Source organism: Aeromonas sp. TECH754 (genome assembly GCF_056279295.1).
The window spans coordinates 948,360-968,575 of record NZ_JBWBRA010000001.1; the positions used below are offsets into that span (position 1 = coordinate 948,360).

Below are 20,216 nucleotides of genomic sequence, written 5' to 3' on the forward strand. Positions count from 1 at the left end.
ATTACAGATGCAGGGTTCAGACATTTTCATTGGCATCGATCTGGGGGGCACCCAGCTGCGGGTGGCCGCCATCACGGGCCAGGGCGTCATCCTGGAGCAGCGCAAGATGCTGACCCACAGTGCTCGTGGTTACCGGAGCATAGTGGCCGATATGCAGCGTGCCTGCCTGAGTCTGATGCAGGCGCATCGAGTCGCGGGCATTGGGGTCATAGCGCCAGGGCCGCTGGATGCGGTCAATGGGGTGATCCATGCGCAGCCCACCTTGCCGGACTGGGATGAGGTCCCCCTCAAGGCGCTGCTGGAGAGCGAGTTCAAGGTGCCGGTGCGGTTGGAGAACGACGCCAATGGCGCCGCTCTGGGGGAGGCCCTGCTCGGGGCGGGCAGGGGTTATACCAGCGTCTTCTACATCACGGTGAGCACCGGCGTCGGCGGCGGTTTCGTCTACCAGCGCCAGCTGATCAGCGGCGCGCACAACTGCGCCGGTGAGATTGCCAACATGATCATCTCCGAAGAGGGGCCCCATGGCGAGGGCCTGAACCAGGGGGCGCTGGAGAGCCTGACCAGCGGCACGGCGCTGGGTCGACAGGCGAAGGCGTGGGGATTGACGGATGCGGCCGAACTGCTGGCCCAGGCCGAGCCAAGAGCCCGTTTCGTCGCCCACCTGAGCAGCGGCGTCGCCAACGTCATTCATACCCTCAACCCGGACATCATCGTCATGGGGGGCGGGGTAATGAACTCCCAGGCACTGTTCTGGGACGAGTTGCAGCGGCAAATCGATGACAAGCTCTACCCCTATCTCAGGGGCAAGACCCGTTTCGCCCTGGCGGCGCTGGATGGCAATGCCGGTATCGTGGGGGCCGCCCTGCTGGCGCGCCAATGCCTGGAGGAAGGCGCAAACCAGCATCTGCGGTGAGGGCTTGCGTGCGGGGAAATGATGCAGTCTGCGCCTTGGAGCGGCCTGGCTGGATATGGACGAACGGTTTGGATTGTTACTCAGTCACAAGACACATGGATGCAGCATATGAAAGGACACCCGATTGCTCTGAGCCTGTTGCTCGCCACTGGCACCGCGACGGCAACCACCACCATAGACGTGAACTTCATGGTGCCGCAGGCCATGGCCGATAGCCAGGGCCGCGAGGCGTTGTTTGCCGGCCTGCGCGCCAACCTCGGCAAGGTGGATGAGTTCTATCTGTCGCAGTACACGGGGATCACCCGCGACGGCAAGCCGGAGGACATCCACTTCAACCTGCGTCAAATCCTCGTGCTCAGTGACCAAACCGCCGATGCACAATGTCTGGATGGCCTGGCGCATACCGCCATGGTGCTCTATCAGGATGGGCAAATTGCGGCCAAGGACAATATGGCGCCCAGCGAGCCCGGGTACGACACCGCCTGCATCTCCCCCGAGGATGCCGAGGCCATTCGGCTTGCCGGTCGCAGCTCGGGGGCGGATTTCTGGGTCACGCTGCACGATGGCTTCCTGCACGGCTATGCCATCGGGTTGGCGAGAGGCCAGATGGATGCGGAGGTGAAGCTCAACAATGTCACCACCACCGGCAGCTACTACGCCGCGGGCAGCCTGGCACATGAGTTTCTGCACTTCTTCGGTGGCGTCGATCTCTACAACAAGCCGGAGAATGCCCTCTGCCAGTCTGACGGCGCCTGGGCGGGGCGTCTGATGTGTCGCAGTCCCCAAGTTCCAAACGCCAACCTGTTCGGCAGCACTCAGTACCTGGATGAGAAGCTGTTCCTGCAGCGTTTCTACGACAGAGCCGATTCGACCATGACGGACTGGACCTATAAAGGCATCAACCGCAGCCGCTCCGCATTCAAGGCATCGGGGGCGGCGGTGATGACGGCGCCGGCCAATGGTAACCGTGTTGCCAGCCTGCAGGTGAGTGGCGGCGCCCTCTCGCGGGAGGTGCCCTTCCTCACCCTGAGCGTCAGGGTGAAGGGGGCCGGCCAGTATGCGCAACCCGTCGCGGTGGAGCTCTATAGCCAGGGCGTCACCGCCAGGGCTGGCGATCACTACTTCGATGATGTCACCCAGACCCTGACATTCGATCCAAACAACCCCGACTACCAGGTCACGGCCGACGGCAGCTGGGTGAAGACCTTGCGGCTCACCGGCAAAAACCTGGACTTCAGTGGCAACAAGACGCTGCTCCTTGGCCTGCGCGGGGGCAACGCCACCGCGGTCAGTGCCGCTCAAACCACCATCACGCTCGCAAGAACCAGCCCGGCGCCGGTTCAGAGTGAGCCCGTCCAGAGCAATGACGATGCCGCGAGTGCGCCTGTGATCAAGAGCACTGACGAGGGCTTCGGTGCTGGCGCCAGCTCGCCGCTGGTGTTGCTGGGGCTGGCTTGCCTCGCCTGGTGGCGCAGAAAGTACCGCTAATTGACCCCATGGTTGGGTCAGGATGGGCAAGCGTGGTGGGATGCAAGCAACTGAGGATCACCGCTTGCATGGGCGGTATGCTCAAATGAAAAATGCCGGTCATTGACCGGCATTTGCGTAAGCAGAGCGAGGAGGCTTAGCCGAGGTTGGTCGCGACCGGGCTACGGCGCTTGAGCTTGAACTGATAGCCGATGCCGAGCACAACCAGCCAGACCGGGATCAGCATCACCGAGATCTCCATGCCCGGGGTCAGGTACATGATGACCAGGATGGCGGCCATGAAGGCGAGGCAGAGGTAGTTACCGAACGGATGCCAGAACGCCTTGAACTTGGGCTCGGTCCCTTCGGCCTGCTTGGCCTTGCGGAACTTGAGGTGGGCGAGGCTGATCATGGCCCAGTTGATGACCAGGGCGGAGACCACCAGCGCCATCAACAGACCGAAGGCCTTGCCCGGCATCAGGTAGTTGATCAGTACGCACAGCAGGGTGGCGGCGGCAGAGACCGAGAGGGCGACCAGCGGCACGCCGCTCTTGTTGGTCTTGAGCAGGCTGCGCGGGCCGTTGCCCTGCTTGGCCAGGCCAAACAGCATGCGGCTGTTGCAGTAAACACAGCTGTTGTAGACCGACAGCGCGGCGGTCAGCACGACTATGTTGAGCACGGTGGCGACCAGATTGCTGTCGAGCGCATGGAAGATCATCACGAAGGGACTGCCACCTTCGACCACTTTACCCCAGGGGTAGAGGGACATCAGCACGGCCAGGGCGCCGATATAGAAGATGAGGATCCGGTAGATCACCTGGTTGGTGGCCTTGGGAATGCTCTTCTCGGGATCATCGGCTTCTGCCGCCGTGATGCCGACCAGCTCCAGCCCGCCGAAGGAGAACATGATCACCGCCATGGCCATCACCAGTCCGTTGATGCCATTGGGGAAGAAGCCGCCCTGATCCCACAGGTTGGTCACGCTCGCCTCGGGGCCCGCGCCGCCAGAGAGCAGCAGATAACCGCCAAAGCCAATCATGCCGACGATGGCCACCACCTTGATGATGGCAAACCAGAACTCCATCTCGCCGAATGCCTTGACGTTGGTGAGGTTGATGGCGTTGATCAGCACGAAGAAGAAGGCCGCCGACATCCAGGTCGGGATCTCGGGCCACCAGTACTGCACGTAGATGCCGACCGCGGTCAGCTCGGCCATGCTCACCAGCACGTAGAGCACCCAGTAGTTCCAGCCGGAGGCGAAGCCGGCGAAGTCACCCCAGTACTTGTAGGCAAAGTGGCTGAAGGAGCCGGCAACCGGCTCTTCCACCACCATCTCGCCGAGCTGACGCATGATCAGGAAGGCGATGAAGCCGCCGATGGCGTAGCCGAGCAGCACCGAGGGGCCCGCCATCTGGATGGTCTGGGCAATGCCGAGGAACAGGCCGGTACCGATGGCACCGCCCAATGCGATAAGCTGAATGTGGCGGTTTTTGAGGCCGCGTTTCAGCTCTCCGCCCTGTTGTTGAAGATCCATTCTTCCGTCCTTACGTCGCTGAAGTCACTCGTCTGTCGCCCGTCCACCTTTGCACTTCCTGTGCCCCGGCGCGGCACACTGTGCCGAAAACGTGACGAAATCCGTATTAATTTCGTTACGGTGTGCCGCTCATCGTTTTTTATGGCGGCTACCAACCCGAGCAGAATAGTGATAATCGACCGCCCATGCACCTGTTTTCCTCATCATCGGCGCGTTTTTTGGGACCGAAGCAGGTTTTTTATGATCCAGGAAGGGGTTTTGGGAGTGGTTGCTGGTTTTGTGAGCGACTGATTGGGGGCGTATTGACACAGTCTCGCCGTCGTGCGTAATTGCTCTTTTTGATAAGGACTCAATATGGTCGAACGTATTGTCGGGGGGCTGCTGTTTGCCGCGCTCTGGTTGGGGCTCTGGCTCTCTCCCATGCTGCTGACGATGGCCGCTGCCTGTCTCATCGTCTGGGGATGGCAGGGGGCGGATTATCTGGTGGGCAATATCACCATGGTGCTGGCTCTGGCCGCAGGCATTGGTCTGGTGCCCGCCTGCTGGTTGAGCGAGCGGGTGCGCAAGGGGCCCGGTCTGCTGACCCTGCATGGCTGGCTGATGAACAATAGAGAGCTCAACAAGCCGGGTTCCCGCCCGCATTTATGATGACAATGACGCCGACCAGCCCCGTCGGCGTTATTTTTTCTCCTCCCTACCGTTCATTTATATTGCCGCATCCTCCTCTGTTGGAATTTCACGCCAATCATTTCATTGTTGTCAGCACAGTTGACGGCGCAATCCGGTGGCCTCCAGGATCTTGGCGCTGATCTCCTCCACCGAGTGGGAGCTGGTGTCGAGGAAGCGGATCGCCTCCCGGCGAAACAGCCGCTCCACGCTCGCCAGCTCCTGATCGCACTGCTCCAGCGACGAATAGCGGCTGTTGGCGCGGCGCTGGTTGCGGATCTCGTGCAGCCGCTGGGGCGCAATGGTGAGGCCAAACAGCTTGTGACGGTTGGCCTTGAGGGCTGCGGGCAGCTCGAGCGAACCCATGTCCTGCTCGATGAAGGGGTAGTTGGCGGCGCGAATGCCGAACTGCAGCGCCAGGTAGAGGCTGGTCGGCGTCTTGCCACAGCGCGACACCCCGATGAGGATGATGTCCGCCTCGTCATACTCCTTGGTGGTGATGCCGTCGTCGTTGCTGAGGGCGAAGTTCACCGCCTCGATGCGATCGTCATAGAGCTTGCGGTTCTCCATGCCGTGGGTGCGATGCAGCCTGGGCTCGGCCTTGATCCCGAGCTCTTGCTCCAACGGGCTCACGAAGGTGTTGAGAAAGTCGTGGCTGCTGGCCTGGGCCTTGAGCACCTCTTCCCGCACCTGAGGATCGACGATGGTGTGAAACAGGATGGGGCGCACCCCGGTTTGGCGAAACTGTTCGTCGATGCGCAGGCGCACCTGGCGGGCCTTCTCCTGAGTCTCCACGAAGGGGATGGTGACCTGCTCGAACACCAGTGGAAACTGGCTCAACACGGCATGACCAAACACTTCGGCGGTGATGGCGGTGCCATCGGATACATAGAATACGGTGTGCAATGGGGGCTCCTGTGGTGCGATCCGGTGCGGTGGCGAGGGGAAGTATCTCTCGAAACCATATCACCTTTGTCAACAGGTCTGCCGTTGCCAAGTTGTGAACTCGCTTGCAAACCTGAGTCGTTACCTTTTTGTGTCGGCATTGTAGAATGTCTGTGTCAAACGGCCATCCCCAAACTTGCATGGGGATTTTTTTGGCAATCAGTAGAAAACGTTTTCAATGCCGTTGGCAAGGACACACCAACAAAAACACATAAATTCGGCACAGCAGGTGCGTTGACACCCTGGCCCACCAACCTGGAGACATGCAAATGCAACAGTACGTACTCTGGTACGAACAGCTCGGTATGCAGGACGTAGAACGCGTCGGCGGCAAGAATGCATCCCTTGGCGAGATGATCAGCAACCTCTCCGGTGCCGGTGTATCCGTGCCGGGCGGGTTTGCGACCACCGCCTTTGCGTTTAACGAGTTTCTGGAGTTAAGCGGCCTCAACGGCAAGATCCACGACCTGCTCGACAGCCTGGACGTGGACGACATCGCCGCCCTCAACCGGGCCGGTCAGCAGATCCGCGACTGGGTGATCGAGGCACCGTTCCAGAGCGCGCTGGAGCAGGCCGTGCGCGATGCCTACACCAAGCTGAGTGCCGGGCTCGAAGCCTCCTTTGCGGTGCGCTCTTCCGCCACCGCGGAGGACATGCCGGATGCCTCCTTCGCCGGCCAGCAGGAGACCTTCCTCAACGTGCGCGGCATCGACGCTGTCATGACCGCCATCAAGCATGTGTTTGCCTCCCTGTTCAACGATCGCGCCATCTCCTATCGGGTGCATCAGGGCTATGACCACAAGGGCGTGGCACTCTCGGCCGGGGTGCAGCGCATGGTGCGCTCGGATCTCGCCGCCTCCGGTGTCATGTTTACCCTGGATACCGAATCCGGCTTCAACGACGTGGTCTTCATCACCGGCAGCCAGGGCCTGGGCGAGATGGTGGTGCAGGGCGCCGTCAATCCGGACGAATTCTATGTGCACAAGCCGACCCTCAAGGCCGGTCGCCCCGCCGTGGTGCGCAAGACACTCGGCTCCAAGCTCATCAAGATGACCTACTCGGGCGACGCTAGTCACGGCCGTCAGGTGAAGATCGTCGACACCTTGGATGCCGAGCGCAACCGCTTCTGCATCACCGATGAAGAGGTGATGGCGCTGGCGAAACAGGCGCTCATCATCGAGCAGCACTACGGCCGCCCGATGGACATCGAGTGGGCCAAGGATGGTCAGGACGGCCAGCTCTACATCGTCCAGGCGCGCCCGGAAACCGTGCGCAGCCGCCAGGAGGCGAACACGCTCGAACGCTTTGCTCTGAAACAATCCGGCAAGGTGCTGATCGAGGGCCGCGCCATCGGCCACAAGATTGGTGCAGGCCCGGCGCGGGTCATCTCCTCCATCAGCCAGATGGATGAGGTACAGCCCGGTGACGTGCTGGTCACCGACATGACGGATCCGGATTGGGAGCCGATCATGAAGCGCGCCTCCGCCATCGTCACCAACCGTGGCGGTCGTACCTGTCACGCCGCCATCATCGCCCGCGAGCTGGGGATCCCGGCCGTGGTGGGCTGTGGCGACGCCACCAAGCGCATCGAGCAGGGTCAGCTCATCACGGTTTCCTGCGCGGAAGGGGACACCGGCTTCATCTACGACGGTGAACTCGATTTCGACGTGGCGGTGACCGAGGTGGGCAACATGCCGCGCCTGCCCATCAAGATCATGATGAACGTCGGCAACCCGGACCGGGCTTTCGACTTCGCCCAGTTGCCCAACGCCGGCGTGGGGCTGGCACGCCTCGAGTTCATCATCAACCGCATGATAGGGGTGCACCCCAAGGCGCTGCTGGAGTTCGACCAGCAGACTCCGGAGCTCCAGGCCACCATCACCAAGATGATCGCGGGCTATGACAGCCCCCGCGAATACTATGTGGCCAAGCTGAGCGAAGGCATTGCCACCCTGGCCGCCGCCTTCTGGCCTGAGCGGGTCATAGTGCGGATGTCGGACTTCAAGTCCAACGAATACGCGAACCTGGTGGGCGGCCGTGACTACGAGCCCCACGAAGAGAACCCCATGATCGGCTTCCGTGGCGCGTCGCGTTACATCGCCGACAGCTTCCGCCCCTGCTTCGCCCTGGAGTGCGAGGCGATGAAGCGGGTGCGCGACGGCATGGGCCTGACCAACGTCGAGGTGATGATCCCCTTCGTGCGTACCGTGGGTGAGGCCGAGCAGGTGGTGGAGATCCTGGCCGAAAACGGCCTGCGCCGTGGCGAACGCGGTCTGAAAGTCATCATGATGTGCGAGCTGCCCTCCAACGCCCTGCTGGCGGATCAGTTCCTGCAGCACTTCGATGGCTTCTCCATCGGCTCCAACGACATGACCCAGTTGACCCTGGGGCTGGATCGGGATTCCGGCCTCATCGCCCACCTGTTCGATGAGCGCAACGAGGCGGTCAAGGCGCTGTTGTCCATGGCCATCCAGGCCGCCCGCAAGGCGGGCAAGTATGTGGGCATCTGCGGCCAGGGCCCGTCCGATCACCCGGACTTCGCCGCCTGGCTGGTGGAGCAGGGCATAGATTCGGTGTCCCTCAACCCGGATACCGTGGTCGACACCTGGCTCTATCTGGCCGAGCAACACCAGGCTCACTGATCCGACTAGACAGTCGCGGACGATAATAAAAACGGCGCCTACAAGGCGCCGTTTTTATATCTGACAGCAGCTGTGTCATCTATTGTCCGATGCCTCTGTGCTGCTCGTTCAAAATAAGCGTGCCAGCGCGCGGTTTTACACTCCGTTACATCGTCGCACCTGCCCTGCGTTTCATAATAAGCCGTCATCGGATGGGGCTGGATATATTCCCCCATGCGACATAGCGCCTCATTGGGGCTAGCCATCAATGAATCACATCAATATTGCCAGGGTAGGCGGATGTCACAGAGCGTATCAAATCAGGTGATCAGGAGAATGTTGGCGGCCTGCCAACAACAAGGGGGAGATTCGGAGGCCATATTGATGGCGGCCGGTCTGACCGCATTCGATATCAATCGGACGCAGGGCCGGATCCTGGCCCAGAGCCATTACCGCGCACTGAGCCTGATGCAGGGGTATTTGAGCGGGTTTAACCAGGGAGATCCTCTCCTATGACATAGACCAGCTCTATGGACACTACCCGCCGCTCATCAGCCTCTGCCTGAACCGGCCATCCCCCCGAGCGGCCATCGAGGCCCTGCTGGCCTATCGCACCGTCATCGGCAACTGTGACGATTTCCGGGTCAAGTCGGGGGCGTTGCATACGCAATATGAGTATATCAATCAAGGGCCTGCCATCCTGGGTGCGAGCCAGGCCATCCCCAACTTTGTCATCCTCTACCGGATCCTGCGGGTCTATCAACCCCTGTTCGAGGTGTCGGTTGGCTTTATCGGCAAGCCACCGGCCCATCATGGCCAACTGGATCACTTCTTCGGCACTCGTTGCCGTTGGGAGCAGGAGGCGAATACCCTGACCCTCGCCAATACCCTGCTGGACAGGCGCAGCGATGGTTACAACGAGCCCCTTGGCCGCTTGCAAATCGGCCAGCTCGAGCATATTTGCGCCGAGATAGCCGAGCGGGTGCCTTTTAGCAATCAGGTGGGGGAGCGGATCCGTCATAAAATTTGCGAGGGCGGGATGGAGAGCGACGATAACGTGCTGGAGGACGTTTGCTCGACCATGAATATCAGCCGCTGGACCCTGAACCGGAAATTACAGGGGGAGGGGGGCAGCTTCTCCACCATTTTAAAACAGGTCAAGATGACGGAGGCCTGCAGATTATTGGAGCAAGGGGAGCGGACGCTGCAAAATATCAGCGATCTGGTGGGTTTCTCCTCCCAGAGTGCCTTCAACCGTTTCTTCAAGGCCAATGCCAATATGACCCCGCGGGTCTATCGCAACTCCCGCCAATAAATAACGGGACCAGCATTGGTCCCGCGATCATTGGGCTGCTAAATGGGGGTGGGCATGGCGCCCACTCCCGCCCCGTTATTTTGTCACCGTGGTCACGGTGGCGGCATCCACTCCGGATGGCAACGCCAGCGCCCCAGCCGTGGTGTGGCTCACCACTATCTCCTTGCTCACCGTGAAGGTCACCGGCACCGTGGCCGAGACGTCCGATGAGGGGCTGATGTAGGCACTGTAGCTGCCCGGCTCCACTATCCACTGGTTGCCGGCCTCGTCGAAGCTGGCGAGGATGCTGGCCGGAATGGTGAAGCTCAGCTGCTCGCTGGCGCCAGGGGCGAGCTGCTTGGTCTTGGCAAACGCCTTGAGCTCGATGGTCGGCTTCTTCAGCTTGACCTCGGGGGCACTGATGTAGACCTGCGCCGCCTCCTTGCCAGACAGGGCGCCGGTATTGGTGATGGTCGCCGTCAACACCAGGCTGCCGGCCGCACCGCTGGCCAGGGTGTTCTGGGCCACCGCCGGGCTGCCGTAGCCGAAGCTGGTGTAGGAGAGACCGAAGCCGAACGGGTAGGAGACCGCCTGATCGAAAGTGCTGTAGTAGCGGTAGCCGACGTAGATCCCCTCGTTGTAATAGAGATCGTCCGGTTCGCCGTCACCGTCGGTGTCCTCACCCGGGAAACTGCCCGAGGAGGGCACGCTGGCGTAGCTGAGCGGGAAGCTCTGGGCCAGCTTGCCGCTCGGGTTGACCGTGCCGGAGAGCACGTCCGCCACCGCATGGCCGGTCTCCTGACCCGCCATGTAGGCCAGCAGGATGGCGTCCACCTTGTGGCCCCACTGGGCGGTATCGATCACCCCGTTGACGTTGAGCACCACCACCACCTTCTTGCCCTGGGCGTGGAAGGCGCTGCTCACCGCATCGATGAGGGCCGTCTCGTCGTCGCCGAGCAGGTAGTCGCCCTTGCCACTGCTGCGATCGGCCCCCTCGCCAGCCTGGCGGCCCAGGCTGATCACCGCCACGTCCTGTTCGCTGGCGGCGCTGGCGATGAGGCTGGCAAGCTCGGCACTGACGGCCGCCTCAGCACAGGTGTAGTAGCCCTTGGCGCCGAATTGCCCCTCGTGATAGACCTTGTTGGCCTCATAGAAATCGCTGTAGTAAGCCTGCAGCGCCGCACTCACCGGGAAGCGCTCGGCCAGCCCCTGAGCGATGGTGGTGAGGCTGGCGGCGTTGACATCCCCGCTGCCGGTGCCGCCCTTGTAGGTGTTGGTCTGGTTGATGCCAAAGCTGGCCACCTTGCTGGTCGCGGCAAGGGGCAGGGCGGCGGCGTCGTTGCGCAGCAGCACCATGCTCTCGGCCCCGGCCTGGCGGGCCAGCTTGGCGTGGGCGCTCAGATCCGGGCTGTTGCCAACGGGCAGCTGGTTGTAAGAGGGGCTCTTCATCACCTGGGTCAGGATGTTGATGGCCGCCTCCGTCACCTTGGCCTCGCTGAGATCGCCGTGGTCGATGGATTGCTGCAACTGCTCCTTGACGTTGCCAGGTTCGATCAAATCCTGTCCTGCCAACACCTGCTTGTAGGCGTTGTTGGCCACGTCCCCGGCGAACCAGTCGGACATCACCAGGCCATCAAACTGCCACTCGCCGCGCAGCACCTCGGTTACCGCATCCTTGCGCTCGTTCACATAGGTGCCGTTGACCTTGTTGTAGGAGGTCATCACCGCCCAGGGCTGCGCCTCGTCCACGGCTATCTGGAAACCGCGAAGGTAAATTTCGCGGAAGGTTCTCGGCTCACCGATGTCGTTGATCTGGTTGCGGTTGGTCTCGGAGTTGTTGCCAAAGAAGTGCTTGATGGTGGTGCCGACCCCGTTGCTCTCCACCCCGTTGACGATGGCGGCGCCCATCTTGCCGGTGAGCAGCGGATCTTCCGAGTAGTACTCGAAGTTGCGGCCGTTGAGCGGGTTGCGTTGAATGTTCATGCCCGGTGCCAGCAGGATGTCGACGCCGTACTGGCGCATCTCGTCCCCCATGGCTTCCCCCACGGACTTGACCAGCGCGACGTCCCAACTGGAGGCCAAGAGGGTGCCGATGGGCCAGGCGGTGGCATGGTAGCTGGCACTGTCGCCGTCGCGGTTGGCGCTGATCCGCAGGCCCGCCGGGCCATCGGCTAGTTTCAGGGCCGGAATGTCGATGCCGTCGGCGCGGCGCTGCACCCCGTTGATATAACCCGCCACGCCGGCCACGTCCTGCTTGACGTTGATGGCGCCTTCGGCGCTGCCGTAGCCTGGGCCGGAGAGCAGACTCAGCTTTTCGTCCAGGGTCAGCCTGGCCACCATGGCCTCGGCCTGGCCACGATAGTAGGCATCGTCCTTGACCAGGGGATCCGAGTCGTTCTGGTTGCAGCCGACCAGGATCCCGGCGAGGGCCAGGCTGACGCAGAGTGAAACCGCTTTCATTCTTGTTGTGGTGATAGGCATGAAGACTTCCTTTAACTGTCTGAATAAAAAATGGAAAACAGGGTATCGACGCCAAATGGTGACATGGTCGCTCTGGTGGCGGTTTGCCATGGGCATCGATGGCCGGCTCACCCTTGCGGGTCGATGAACCGGGCCACGAGCAGGTTAGCAAGTTGACGCAGGGCACAATTGCCCCGGGGGGGCGAGAAATGTGCAGTTGGGAGCAAGAGGCGGAAGTTGTGACCCGGATCCCATTGGTCGGGTTCGGCAAGGCTGATAAATGGTGCTCTGATGAGAGCGCGGTTTTATATGGGAATGCCATCCTCATGGGCGGTAATCCAAAGAAAACTGCCTGTTTTATTATTGGCTCGCATTGAGCTCACGGGGAACAGGCACTGAAATTATCGCGGGTTTTATTGAGGTGATATTTTTCGGCGGCCAATTACGCCTGTTATTTATTTGATGGGTGCCTGTTACTCATCGCAGGAAATATATTTATCCCAATAGCCGTGATTGGCAACCTTGATCCATGTGCTGAGCGCCAGCTCAATATATGGCGCTGATATTCAACAGAACCATGCCTGCCGTATTGGCATTGTTCTCATCAAGCTAGCCACCCCGTATCCCATCACTCAGAGGAGCACTCACCAGGCACGGATGCTGAGTGTTAGCTCCATCATTTTCATTAACAAAAATAAATTTTGCAGTTGTATTGGTTGCAATGTTCATCGTTAAAAGTGATTTGATCTTGCTCGTACGAGACCTATTAATCGAGCGGTAGCGTGTATCTTTTTGTTATATATGTGATTTGTCGTTTTATTAATAATTTATTTTATTATCATCAATTCACGCACCACTTCTGTGAGAATACCGTTGTTCAGCCTGAATACGACGATTGGGTGAGTCATGACGGAGCGCAGAGGGGATGCTGGATCGTCGATTACGGTGAACACGGAGGCTGGTTATGCTTGAAATTGAAATGATAAAAGAGCGCAAAGAACGTGCGGCGGCAACCTATCTGGTAAACAAGGACAGAAGCATCGTCGTTGATTTAACCAACGGTACTTTTACCTTTCTGTATTTTGCCGGTACGCAACAGAGCCAAATAATAAGAATGGGTTCGAGAGAGGCCTGTGTCCTTCGCTATCTCGTGAGCAACAGCGGTTATCTGGTATCAAAAGATGAAATATTGAACAGTGTCTGGCATGGCAGAATCGTGTGTGAAAATACGGTGTCGGTGGCATTGTCCAATATCAGAAAACTCTTGCGAAGGGTGGATCCGGATTGCCGCTGTCTGGTGACGGTCGCAAGAGCCGGCTACATATTCTACCCCTATCGCTCGGGCTTCACAGTCGAGGGCAGCCATGACTGACAGGATGGAAAAGATGCAGCTGGATTCTCTTCGGCACTCCCTTGAGCCCATCGTCGAACTCGACGTTGGCCACATATTGTCATTTGAAGTCAGCTCATTTCTGGAGAACCGGATCGCGCTCGATCAGGCGTACTTTGGTGATGTCGAGCAGTATCCCATGGTCTCGCTGCTGACGCGTCAGCTGGAGTTTTTCCAGCAGCTGAACCGGCACGATCCCCAGCGCTACCGGTCGGCCTTTATCAAGGTGGCGCCCGGCTTGTTCGAGCGCTGGCTGTCATGGCAAGACTTCGTCCCCTTCATCCTTCAATTTCGGCTGAGCATTGGCTGTGACATGGCCAGTCTGGTCGATGGCCTGTCGCCACAGGCGCTGGATCGTCTCTTGCAACTCAAGGCGCTGGGGGTGACGCTCTGGTTGAACAATGCCGATGACGCCTTGTCCAGAATGCCAGCCGACATATTGCACACCTTCGGTGGCATCAAGATCAACAAGCGCTTCTTCTGGCAATGCTTCAGCAGAAATGACGTGGCGTTTATGGAGCATGCCTCCGCAGTCTGGGGCAACAAGAACGTCATCGTCGAGGGCGTCGAAAACAGGCATCATCTCTCCTTTGTCAGGGCGCAGGGGCTGATGCAAGGACAGGGATTTCATTGGCGAGCCAAGCTGTCGCGCCATACCCACTGGCATTGACGCCGCGAAGATAATCCTCCTTCTCCCACCACATCCAGCGGCGGCTGGCAGGCAATGAAAAAAGGGGCCAGCGGCCCCTTCGACATGACTCAGCGAGATCGGATGTTATCTCACCTGGGCTGCTGCTCGGCGCCGGCCAGCTCTATCTGCACATTCACCCCTTCCTGCTTGAGCTGGGTTGCGATGGCATTCAGATCGGTGCCTGGCTTGGCCTCCAGCAGGGCGATGCCGCCGCTGCTCTGCTTGAAGCGCAGGCCGTGACGGCTGGCCAGTGCCTTGGCCGCAGGCTCCTCGGCTTCGACCAGCAGGGTGCCGCTGACGATGAGCTCGGGGCTGGCGACCCCTTGCAGCAAGACGTCGCCGCCGCGCAGACTGGGTTGCACCGCCTTGCCGTCCAGGCTGCGGGCGACCCGCTTCTTGCTGCCGTTATCCGGCGTGAGGTAGGTCTGACCGTTCACCTCTATGGTGCGGTACTGTTTGCCATCGACCACCACGGATTCGTCGGCCGTGGCTTGAACGGAGACCGAGGCCAGCAGGCTTGCCAGGGCAAGGCTGAGTACGCTGTGTTTCATGTTGTGACTCCTGTGCAAATTAGAGGGGGGCTGCGTCATGGCCGATCACCTTGAGTGACCAGTTGAGCAGTTGACCCGGCTGGCTGTTGTTGCGCTCGGTCAGGGTGCTGCGCGCATTGGTCCTGCGATCGAGCAGCGAGACCTGACGGGTGCCGCTGGCGACGTCGGTCACCGCCAGTTGCCACTCACCCTCGGCGGATTCCCCGTAGAACTTGTGGGAGAGCATGCGCATGTCGCGCAGCCCCTTGGTGCGCACGTATCCCAACTGCTGCCGGTCGAGGGATTGCCCCACCAGGCTGTTGTTGGGGTTGAGCAGCACGCTGCGGGTACCGGACGGAGAGACGAGCTCGATCAGCAGGTCAGGCAGGCGCTGGTGATCCAGGGTGACCAGCACCTGCACCGCTTCCACGGTCAGCGGCTGATTGACCCGGGTGCTGGAAGTGGTCGGGCTGCTGCCCAGATCCGGGATGGCGCCCGCGGCGCGATCCTGCACCGTCACCTTCTGCCACGGCAGTTGGACCAGCGGCGGCAAGGGGCTGTGAGTGGCGGCGCTCGCCAGTGCCTTGTTCACATCGATGAGGCCAAAGCCATAGGTCGGGCTGAACCAGACCCCAGCGGCGTTGCGCTCCCAGCCTTCCAGTCCGGTCACCTGGCGCTGCTGGCCATCGGCCGTCCTGTAGTTCTGCTGCACCGCCGCCTGATTGGCGTCGATGCGGGTGGCGTTGCGTGCCAGCAGATCCCGCAGATCCCGTACCGACAGATCCGGATAGGCGGACATCAGCAGCGCCATGGCACCGGCGGTGTTCGGGGTGGCCGAGGAGGTGCCGTTCATGGTGCCGTTGTAGTCGCAGCTGGCATCCAGCGCCGGGTTGCCGTGCAGCCGGTTGGTGCTGGGATCGTCTACCCGGTTGTAGCCCATGTCACAGCCGGGCAAGTCGGTGGTCACCATGGCCGGGGAGGCGGTGCCGTACTCGCCACCCGGGGCCGTCAGGAACACGTTGCTGCCGACGCTGGAGTAGGAGGAGCGCACGCCGTCCGCGTTGCTGGCGCTGACCACCAGGTTCCAGAAGTTGCTGTTGGAAGGATCGATGTTGCTGTTTTCAAACGGCAATCTGAGCTCGCCGCCGGTGCGGTTGAGCGCATAGTTGCCGGCGGCGATGCGGCTGAAGCCGTTGCCCGCCGCCTTGATGTAGGCCGCCCCTTGATCCTGCTGGGTCATCTGCTCGAACAGGCGATCGAGTTGCACCTGATCCAGCCCGTTGGCCCCCTGCGGGTCGACCAGGCTCATGCCGTAGCTCTGGTTGAAGACGCGGTTGTCGCTGCTCGCCTGGCTGCTGCCAAGGGCGTAGAGCCAATCTTGCTGCAATTGCTGGCTGTTGTCGTCGAGCAGGTTGAAGCCCTGCAACTGGGCGCGGGGGGCTACGCCCCGGGTGCCGATGGCGTTGTCCACCGCGGCGATTATGCCTGAGACGGAAGTGCCATGGGCGCTGTCCGGATCGGTCGGGGTCGGATCATTGCTGCCGGTCACCACGTTCTTGGAGCCGGGACGAACGTTGTCCGCCAGATCCGGGTGGGCGATGGCCAGACCATCGTCTACCACGGCCACGTTGATGCCCTGGCCGAGCACCGAGGTGCGGTGGGCCCACCAGAGGTTGAGGTCATTGCCCGCCACGCCACCCCGGGCGCTGAAGGCGTTCTGACCGCTGTTGAGCAGGTGCCACTGCTGCGCCTGCAGGGGGTTGATGCCGGGCAGGCAGCGCTCTGCGCTGGTGCGGCCGGTATCCAGGCCGGCTTCGTTGCCGGTGAGCGGGGTACAATTTTCATTGGCCTGAGCCGAGGCGATCGGCAGGGTACCGAGCAGGCCCGTGATTGCCAGGGCTAACGTCGTTCTTCTCATTGATAAACTCCATCTTAAGGGCGCACCATCCCGAGGTGCGCTGGCATCTATACAGGAGAAATTGCGATTCAAAAGACTCTCAATTCAGCGTTGTGATGGGGTTCATACAAATCTCATCTGAGCCCATATGGGGGTATCAATGGGGTCATGCTCGTGCTTTATTGAGAGCTATTCGTATCTGTCGTTAGTGATCTTTTTGTCTATAGGTCGCCCTGTTTTTAATCTCGATCCGGGCTCTTCGTCCGGCATCTCCCCTGTGCTGTGGATGGCTGTGGTCCACCGCAATCCCTGTTAAGGTAACGGCAGACTCGCACACAGGATGGACTCATGACCCTATTGCAGTGGCACTCGGCCAGGCTGGCCCTTCGCGGTGATCGCACCCTCTTCATTCCCGAACTTCAGCTCTCCCCGGGGGAGTGCTGGGCCTTCGTCGGCAGCAACGGCAGCGGCAAGACGGCGCTGGCCGCGGCCCTGTGCGGCGAGCTCGCCCTGCTCTCGGGGCAGACCCGGGGGCAACTGGCGGCGGTGCGCCTGTCGTTCGAGTCGCAGCAGCAGCTCGGTGAGCGCGACTGGCAGCGGCGCAACACCGACATGCTGGGAGAAGAGGAGGAGGCGGGCTATCAGGTATCCAGCCTGATGCTGGAGGAGGGGGAGGAGCCTGAGGCGCGGGCCCTGCTGGCACGCTTTGGCATCGAAGGGCTCTGGGAGCGCCCCTACCGGTATCTCTCGAGCGGTGAGGGGCGCAAGCTGCTGTTGGCCCGCGCCCTGCTGAGCAGACCCGAGCTGCTGGTGCTGGACGAGCCGTTCGATGGGCTGGATCAGGGCTCGCGCCACGAGCTGATGGCACTGCTGGCCCAGCTGGTTGGGGAGGGGCAGCGGCTGGTGGTGATCGTCAACCGCTTCGACGAGATCCCCCCCTTCGCCAGCCACCTCGGTCTGCTCGGTGAGTGCTGCCTGCTGCTGGCAGGAGAGCGAGGGCTGGTGCTGGGGAGCCAGGAGGTGGCCCAGCTGGCGCGGGTCGAAGGAACCCTGGCCGAGCTGCCACCGCCCCTGGCGGCCCCCATTCCCTTGCCCGCAGGCCCCAGGGTGCAGATGCACAAGCTGCGCATCGCCTACGGGGAGCAGGTCATCATCGATGGGCTCGACTGGACCATAGAACCGGGGCAGCACTGGCAACTGGTCGGCCCGAATGGCGCCGGTAAATCGACCCTGCTCTCCCTCATCACCGGCGATCATCCGCAGGGGTACAGCAACGATCTGACCCTGTTCGGGCGGCGGCGCGGCAGCGGCGAGAGCATCTGGGAGATCAAGCGCCACATCGGGCTGGTCAGCCCGGCGCTGCACCTGGACTATCGCGTCAACTGCTCTGTGCAGACGGTGATCTTATCGGGCTTTTACGACTCCATCGGCCTCTACAGTCGCCCCGGGGATCGCCAGCTGGCGCTCGCCAACCAGTGGCTGGCCCTGCTCGGGCTGGGGGAGCAGGGGGCCTTGCCGTTCCACAGCCTCTCCTTCGGCCAGCAGCGGCTGGTGCTGATCGCTCGCGCCCTGGTCAAGCATCCGCCGCTGCTGATCCTGGATGAACCGCTGCAGGGGCTGGATCCCCTCAATCGCCACCTGGTGCGGGAGCTGGTGGTGCGCCTCATCGGCGAGGGCACCCAGCTGCTGTTCGTCTCCCACCACGCCGAGGATGCGCCCCCCGGCCTCAGCCACCGATTGAGCTTCGTACCGGATGGCGCCGGCGGCTATCGCTATCTGCAGGAGCGATTGGGGGAGGGGGGGTCACTGTGATTGGCCCAGGCCTCGGTGCTATTTATTGGGACGGCGTTGGCCACCCCTCGGGAAGGAGTGGGGGATAGCCGAGCAGCAGCCACCAGAGTGCGTAAAAGAGCATGAAACCAAGCCAGAGCCAGCCCAGATAGAGACGCGTCGCCGCCATGCCGATCATGGTGACGACAAGTGCCACTTGGAAAGCGATCAGACCAAACATAAAGGGCGCCATGTTATCCATCATGGTGTTTATCTCACCAAGGAGAGGATCTGGCGAAACGCCGGGTGGTGGCAGTCCCCCATCAGCTCGTAGAGACACATCTCCACCGAGGTGAGGCGCGCGCCCCGTGCCGCCAGCTGGCCGATGGCGAGATCCCGGTTGGCGGCGGTGCGGGACGACGTTGCATCCACCACCAGCGAGACCCCGGCCCCGCTATCGAGCAGCCCCAGCACGCTCTGGTAGACGCAGATATGGGTCTCGATGCCGCACACCAGCCAGTGCTTCACCCCGCTCTGGGCGAGGGCCGCCGCCACTTGTGGCTCCCCCAGGGCACCGAAGCTGAACTTGGCCAGCACGGGGGCGCCCACCTGCAGCGGCTGCAGCTCGGGCACGGTAGCGCCGAGCTTGTCCGGATTCTGCTCCAGCCAGATCACCGGCAAGCCCAGGGCCTGCGCCCCCTGCACCAGTCGCGCCGTGTTGGCGATGAGCGCCTCACTCCCCTCCACCAATCGGGCCAGCTTGCCCTGAATGTCGACGACCAGCAGGCCGGTCTGGTTGCTCTGCAGCATTGATGTCTCCTCGATAAATAGCGGATGAGAAAGGGCGCCATATTGAGACCCATTGCCTCGTACATCTCGAAACACATTTTGCGCTGACGCCCCCGGCTGGCGGAGTTAGTATCCGCGCCATGAGACGGGTTACCAGTCGTGCTCGCCCGGCGTGGCGAGCGGCATCGGCTGTCATCGGTCTCTGTAGTGGGAATGACCATGCCTTCGTAGTCGGACGATATTTTATTAACGATGGATATCACCATGAAGAAAATAATCCTGTTTATCTCCCTGATCGGCCTCCTGGCCGGTTGTTCCAGCCCGGCGCAACGCATGGCGGATTGCCAGGCGCAGGGGGTCAGCAAGGACACCTGCTATCTGGCGGAGCAGAATCGCCAGACCGCCATCCTGGGGGCTGCCGAGAAGCAGGCGATGGAAAACGCCAGCAAGGCGATCAAGTAATCCGGCGATAGCGATGTGATCGCTCGTGCATTCCCAAGGCCCCGCCGTCGATGACGGCGGGGCTTTTTGTTGATCGCACGAGCTGAAATTTACTCGTATGGCCCTTTCAATCGCATCCGGTCTTAACGATTGCGAGCCGTGCTCTTTTTGACCTTCTTCAAAGCCATTTGACGCTTCAGGGGGGACAAATAGTTGATGAAGAGGTTGCCCTTGAGGTGATCGATTTCGTGCTGGAGTACCCTGGCCAGGAAGCCATCGTTCTCTAGCATCAATGGCTGGCCATGGCGATCCTGTGCCTTGACCCTGACATGAGTAGACCGCTCTACCTCGGCGTAATAGTCAGGGACAGACAGGCAGCCCTCTTCTCCCAGAGTTTTCTGCTCACCAGCGATGATCTCGGGATTGAGCAAGATCAACGGTTGATTGCGGTCTTCCGAGATATCGATCACGAGCACAGCCTCCCGTCTACCCACTTGAGATGCGGCCAGTCCGATGCCGTTGGATGTGGCATAGAGGGTTTCCAGCATATCGTCGATCAAGGGTTGTACGGAGGTAATATCGGTCACTGTGATGGCGGGCAGACCTAGCCGAGGGTCCGGGAGCGTCAGGATAGTCAAAATAGACATTAAATCTCCAAATGGTTCCTTAATGGAGTGTGGAGTTGTTTATCAACATGTCGATCACTCCGAGGTGGTTACATCTCAATCGACTCTCTTTATACCAGAGTTGCTGGATATAAATGTATAAGCTTGCCCGGTTTTGTTGCTTGGCGTAGGGAGAAAGCTCT

The 20,216-nt window shown here is 60.9% G+C and carries 16 protein-coding genes and 1 pseudogene; 9 read left to right on the forward strand and 8 right to left on the reverse strand.

Features of this window, described 5'->3' with window-relative positions; all coding sequences use genetic code 11:
• The first annotated feature begins 7 nt into the window (after nt 1–7).
• Both ACZ9IL_RS04120 and ACZ9IL_RS04125 read left to right on the forward strand, forming a co-directional pair.
• A complete protein-coding gene (locus tag ACZ9IL_RS04120) occupies nt 8–913 on the forward strand; it encodes an ROK family protein (protein WP_476002360.1) in 906 nt (301 codons plus the stop codon).
• A gap of 108 nt (nt 914–1,021) precedes the next feature.
• Nucleotides 1,022–2,401, forward strand: coding sequence for an SVAGG family GlyGly-CTERM protein (locus tag ACZ9IL_RS04125; RefSeq protein WP_476002361.1), 1,380 nt, complete (start codon nt 1,022–1,024; stop codon nt 2,399–2,401).
• Between the two features lie 136 nt (nt 2,402–2,537).
• On the opposite strand, the gene ACZ9IL_RS04130 is transcribed toward ACZ9IL_RS04125, so the two are convergent.
• Nucleotides 2,538–3,914: an amino acid permease gene (locus ACZ9IL_RS04130; protein ID WP_476002362.1), complete on the reverse strand. Its 1,377-nt coding sequence runs from the start codon at nt 3,912–3,914 to the stop codon at nt 2,538–2,540.
• A gap of 354 nt (nt 3,915–4,268) precedes the next feature.
• On the opposite strand from ACZ9IL_RS04130, the gene ACZ9IL_RS04135 reads away from it, so the two are divergent.
• Nucleotides 4,269–4,562: a hypothetical protein gene (locus ACZ9IL_RS04135; protein ID WP_476002363.1), complete on the forward strand. Its 294-nt coding sequence runs from the start codon at nt 4,269–4,271 to the stop codon at nt 4,560–4,562.
• A 111-nt stretch (nt 4,563–4,673) separates the two neighbouring features.
• Here the strand turns inward: ACZ9IL_RS04135 and ppsR are convergent, their stop codons facing one another.
• Nucleotides 4,674–5,486 (reverse strand): posphoenolpyruvate synthetase regulatory kinase/phosphorylase PpsR, encoded by an 813-nt coding sequence (gene ppsR, locus ACZ9IL_RS04140; RefSeq protein ID WP_476002364.1) that lies wholly within the window; start codon nt 5,484–5,486, stop codon nt 4,674–4,676.
• A gap of 308 nt (nt 5,487–5,794) precedes the next feature.
• On the opposite strand from ppsR, the gene ppsA reads away from it, so the two are divergent.
• Both ppsA and ACZ9IL_RS04150 read left to right on the forward strand, forming a co-directional pair.
• Nucleotides 5,795–8,167 carry a phosphoenolpyruvate synthase gene (ppsA, locus tag ACZ9IL_RS04145; RefSeq protein ID WP_476002365.1) on the forward strand — a complete coding sequence of 791 codons (2,373 nt, stop codon included), beginning with the start codon at nt 5,795–5,797 and terminating at the stop codon, nt 8,165–8,167.
• A 315-nt stretch (nt 8,168–8,482) separates the two neighbouring features.
• Nucleotides 8,483–9,461, forward strand: a pseudogene (locus ACZ9IL_RS04150) (helix-turn-helix transcriptional regulator).
• Between the two features lie 75 nt (nt 9,462–9,536).
• Here ACZ9IL_RS04150 and ACZ9IL_RS04155 read toward each other — a convergent pair.
• Nucleotides 9,537–11,921 carry a beta-glucosidase gene (locus ACZ9IL_RS04155; protein ID WP_476002366.1) on the reverse strand — a complete coding sequence of 795 codons (2,385 nt, stop codon included), beginning with the start codon at nt 11,919–11,921 and terminating at the stop codon, nt 9,537–9,539.
• Nucleotides 11,922–12,864: 943 nt separating this feature from the next.
• Here ACZ9IL_RS04155 and ACZ9IL_RS04160 point away from each other — a divergent pair.
• Together ACZ9IL_RS04160 and ACZ9IL_RS04165 are read left to right on the forward strand one after the other, a co-directional pair.
• Nucleotides 12,865–13,272: a winged helix-turn-helix domain-containing protein gene (locus ACZ9IL_RS04160; RefSeq protein ID WP_476002367.1), complete on the forward strand. Its 408-nt coding sequence runs from the start codon at nt 12,865–12,867 to the stop codon at nt 13,270–13,272.
• 13 nt (nt 13,273–13,285) lie between these two features.
• Complete coding sequence (locus ACZ9IL_RS04165; RefSeq protein WP_476002368.1) at nt 13,286–13,960, forward strand: EAL domain-containing protein; 675 nt, start codon at nt 13,286–13,288, stop codon at nt 13,958–13,960.
• Between the two features lie 110 nt (nt 13,961–14,070).
• Here ACZ9IL_RS04165 and ACZ9IL_RS04170 read toward each other — a convergent pair whose 3' ends face one another.
• Both ACZ9IL_RS04170 and asp read right to left on the reverse strand, forming a co-directional pair.
• Entirely contained in the window at nt 14,071–14,532 is a 462-nt protein-coding gene (locus tag ACZ9IL_RS04170) for a serine protease chaperone (RefSeq protein WP_476002369.1), read from the reverse strand.
• 19 nt (nt 14,533–14,551) lie between these two features.
• Nucleotides 14,552–16,429, reverse strand: coding sequence for a serine protease Asp (asp, locus tag ACZ9IL_RS04175; RefSeq protein ID WP_476002370.1), 1,878 nt, complete (start codon nt 16,427–16,429; stop codon nt 14,552–14,554).
• Nucleotides 16,430–16,756: 327 nt separating this feature from the next.
• Between asp and modF the strand changes: the two genes are divergently transcribed.
• On the forward strand, nt 16,757–18,220 hold the full coding sequence (gene modF / locus ACZ9IL_RS04180; protein WP_476002371.1) for a molybdate ABC transporter ATP-binding protein ModF: 1,464 nt from the start codon (nt 16,757–16,759) through the stop codon (nt 18,218–18,220).
• 22 nt (nt 18,221–18,242) lie between these two features.
• Here the strand turns inward: modF and ACZ9IL_RS04185 are convergent, their stop codons facing one another.
• Together ACZ9IL_RS04185 and ACZ9IL_RS04190 are read right to left on the reverse strand one after the other, a co-directional pair.
• The gene (locus ACZ9IL_RS04185; protein WP_476002372.1) at nt 18,243–18,443 is read right to left on the reverse strand and encodes a hypothetical protein; all 201 of its coding nucleotides are present in this window, start codon (nt 18,441–18,443) and stop codon (nt 18,243–18,245) included.
• Between the two features lie 5 nt (nt 18,444–18,448).
• Entirely contained in the window at nt 18,449–18,988 is a 540-nt protein-coding gene (locus ACZ9IL_RS04190) for a hydrolase (RefSeq protein WP_476002373.1), read from the reverse strand.
• Nucleotides 18,989–19,231: 243 nt separating this feature from the next.
• On the opposite strand from ACZ9IL_RS04190, the gene ACZ9IL_RS04195 reads away from it, so the two are divergent.
• A complete protein-coding gene (locus ACZ9IL_RS04195) occupies nt 19,232–19,429 on the forward strand; it encodes a lipoprotein (RefSeq protein WP_476002374.1) in 198 nt (65 codons plus the stop codon).
• Between the two features lie 122 nt (nt 19,430–19,551).
• Here the strand turns inward: ACZ9IL_RS04195 and def are convergent, their stop codons facing one another.
• Nucleotides 19,552–20,055: a peptide deformylase gene (gene def / locus ACZ9IL_RS04200; protein ID WP_476002375.1), complete on the reverse strand. Its 504-nt coding sequence runs from the start codon at nt 20,053–20,055 to the stop codon at nt 19,552–19,554.
• Between the last annotated feature and the right edge of the window lie 161 nt (nt 20,056–20,216).

What these genes read in the sequence shown, in the direction of transcription:
- ACZ9IL_RS04120 (WP_476002360.1), top strand. Translation starts at nt 8, where the DNA reads ATGCAGGGTTCAGACATTTTCATTGGCATCGATCTGGGGGGCACCCAG.
- ACZ9IL_RS04125 (WP_476002361.1), top strand. Translation starts at nt 1,022, where the DNA reads ATGAAAGGACACCCGATTGCTCTGAGCCTGTTGCTCGCCACTGGCACC.
- ACZ9IL_RS04130 (WP_476002362.1), bottom strand. Translation starts at nt 3,914, where the DNA reads ATGGATCTTCAACAACAGGGCGGAGAGCTGAAACGCGGCCTCAAAAAC.
- ACZ9IL_RS04135 (WP_476002363.1), top strand. Translation starts at nt 4,269, where the DNA reads ATGGTCGAACGTATTGTCGGGGGGCTGCTGTTTGCCGCGCTCTGGTTG.
- ppsA (WP_476002365.1), top strand. Translation starts at nt 5,795, where the DNA reads ATGCAACAGTACGTACTCTGGTACGAACAGCTCGGTATGCAGGACGTA.
- ACZ9IL_RS04155 (WP_476002366.1), bottom strand. Translation starts at nt 11,921, where the DNA reads ATGCCTATCACCACAACAAGAATGAAAGCGGTTTCACTCTGCGTCAGC.
- ACZ9IL_RS04160 (WP_476002367.1), top strand. Translation starts at nt 12,865, where the DNA reads ATGCTTGAAATTGAAATGATAAAAGAGCGCAAAGAACGTGCGGCGGCA.
- ACZ9IL_RS04165 (WP_476002368.1), top strand. Translation starts at nt 13,286, where the DNA reads ATGCAGCTGGATTCTCTTCGGCACTCCCTTGAGCCCATCGTCGAACTC.
- ACZ9IL_RS04170 (WP_476002369.1), bottom strand. Translation starts at nt 14,532, where the DNA reads ATGAAACACAGCGTACTCAGCCTTGCCCTGGCAAGCCTGCTGGCCTCG.
- asp (WP_476002370.1), bottom strand. Translation starts at nt 16,429, where the DNA reads ATGAGAAGAACGACGTTAGCCCTGGCAATCACGGGCCTGCTCGGTACC.
- modF (WP_476002371.1), top strand. Translation starts at nt 16,757, where the DNA reads ATGACCCTATTGCAGTGGCACTCGGCCAGGCTGGCCCTTCGCGGTGAT.
- ACZ9IL_RS04185 (WP_476002372.1), bottom strand. Translation starts at nt 18,443, where the DNA reads ATGATGGATAACATGGCGCCCTTTATGTTTGGTCTGATCGCTTTCCAA.
- ACZ9IL_RS04190 (WP_476002373.1), bottom strand. Translation starts at nt 18,988, where the DNA reads ATGCTGCAGAGCAACCAGACCGGCCTGCTGGTCGTCGACATTCAGGGC.
- ACZ9IL_RS04195 (WP_476002374.1), top strand. Translation starts at nt 19,232, where the DNA reads ATGAAGAAAATAATCCTGTTTATCTCCCTGATCGGCCTCCTGGCCGGT.
- def (WP_476002375.1), bottom strand. Translation starts at nt 20,055, where the DNA reads ATGTCTATTTTGACTATCCTGACGCTCCCGGACCCTCGGCTAGGTCTG.